At 74.0% G+C, this 2024-nt stretch carries 2 protein-coding genes; one reads left to right on the forward strand and one right to left on the reverse strand.

Translation table 11 applies throughout. The annotated features are described in order from the left end of the window. The coding region (locus ACFVWU_RS44780) for a hypothetical protein (RefSeq protein WP_387632464.1) at nucleotides 1-1538 on the forward strand (1538 nt) is incomplete at its 5' end. A gap of 85 nt (nucleotides 1539-1623) precedes the next feature. Here ACFVWU_RS44780 and ACFVWU_RS44785 read toward each other — a convergent pair. Continuing rightward, the coding region (locus tag ACFVWU_RS44785) for an amidohydrolase family protein (RefSeq protein ID WP_387632467.1) at nucleotides 1624-2024 on the reverse strand (401 nt) is incomplete at its 5' end.

A 2024-nucleotide genomic window follows, 5' to 3' on the forward strand; every position in this document is an offset into this window, starting at 1 on the left:
ACCACGCACCGCTGCCCTGGGGCGGCGGCTTCGAACCGCTGATGCTGGAGCGACTCGCCGCGCTGGTGGGGGAGCCGGTGACCCGGGAACGGGTCGTCGCCGCCGTCACCGCCCCCGGCGCCCCGCACCCGTGGCGCGCACTTCTCCAACAGGTGTGGCGCACCGCGCAGTTGGAGGTCGCAGGCGAGGTGGCGGCAGCGGTCGCGAAGGCGTCCGGCGGACGCTCGCAGCTCGGCCTGATGAGCTCCGAACCCGGTGTCCACTCCGTCGAGGGCCGCGACTGGCCCGCCCTCTTCGACGCCCTCGCCATCGACAGGCAGGCCGCGCACCGCCCGCACTTCGCCCGCTACGGCGACGCGCCCGGGCGTGAACTCAGCTTCTCCGTCTGGATGCTGGAGGTCCAGCGGGCGCTGCGGCCGGCTTACGTGCGCAGCGAACCGGAGATCGAGAACTGGCCGCACACCGCCTGGTCCAAGTCCGACACCCAGACCTGGTCCGAACTGGTCGCCGCCCAACTCGCGGGTTCGGACGCCATGTTCCTCAACGTCCACCCCATGCAGTCCGGCCGTGCCCAGCGCTTTCCCCGAGTGGCCGAACTGTTGCGCCGTTCCCGGCCCGCGCTCGACCTGATCGCCGGGCCCGCGCCGCGCACCTACGGCGTGGCGCTGCCGGTGCGCCAGGACGCCGCCGCGCACGTCCGCACCCGGCGGGGCGGCGACCTCGCCGAACTGGCCGTCGACCCCGGTCCGGCCGCGGACTTCCTGCTCCGCTACGGCGTGCCGGTCACCGCCGAGGACGCCCCGGTCAGGGTGCTGTTCGGGCAGCTCGCCTGGGCCTACGACGACAACGAGCTCCGCCGGATGCTGGCCGGCGGCCTGCTGCTGGACGGCACCGCCGCCTACATCCTCCGGGCACGCGGGTTCGGGGACCTGCTGGGCGTCACCGTCGAGGACGTCGTCGAGCGCGAGAGTCCGTGTGAGCCGGGCCCGTACGCCCTGGAGCGCGTGCTCTCGGGGGACGGCGCCGGCGCGTACCTGAGCGTCAACGTCCAGCCGGCCCTGGCCCGGCTCAGGCCCGCGACGGAAGCCGAGACCTGGACCGAGATCCTGACCCCGGACCACCGGGTCTGGGGTGCCGGCCGGTGCGTCTTCACCAACGAACTCGGCGGCCGCGTCGCAGTGTTGGCCGCCACCGCCGTCGAGCTGCTGCCCTACGACGACGACGGCCAGCGCCTGCTGCACGCCATGGTCCGCTACCTGGAAGGCGACACGCCGACCCTGCCGCTGGTCACCGGCGGCCCCCACCTGATCCCGCACCTGACCCGCACCGAGGGCGGCTGGCGGCTCGCGGTCGCCAACGGCAGCGACGACCCGGCCCATCCGCAGGTGCACCTGCCCGGCGACGCCGTCCGCGCCGAGGGCACCCTGCTCCGCCCCTTGGCCGATCCCGAGGCCGTCGCCGCCACCACGGGCGGCCGCACCGTCGAGGTCGACCGGAACCTGCCGCACCGCGGCTGGCTGCTCCTCGACTGGCGGTAGCGGCGGACGACCGGGGCCCTCGACGGCGAGACGCCCCGTGAACGACGTGGGACGGGCCTCGCTGTCGTGCTGCCCGGGGCGCGGCTCAGGCTGACGTGGCGGTGGCGAACTGCTCGCCGCCGCGGACCCAGCGGCCGTGGCGCATCACGGCGACCAGGTCGTAGCTGTCGGAGTCGAGCACGACCAGGTCGGCGAGCTTGCCGGTCTCCAGCGAGCCGACCGAGTCGCTCAGACCCAGGAGGCGGGCCGGGGTCGCGGAGAGTGACTCGACAGCTTGATGGAGCGTCAACGTGTCCATCTGGACAGATCTTTGGAATGCGCGATCGAGGGTCAGCGTCGATCCGGCGATGGAGCTGCCGTCGGACAGCATCGCAACGCCGTCCTTCACCTCGACCTGGAGGGGGCCGAGGGGGTAGCGGCCGTCGCCCATGCCGGCGGCGCCCATGGCGTCGGTGATCAGGGCGACGCGGTGGGCGCCGGCGGTGC

Origin of the sequence: Kitasatospora sp. NPDC058190 (assembly GCF_042883685.1) — a bacterium.
Taxonomy (GTDB): domain Bacteria; phylum Actinomycetota; class Actinomycetes; order Streptomycetales; family Streptomycetaceae; genus Kitasatospora.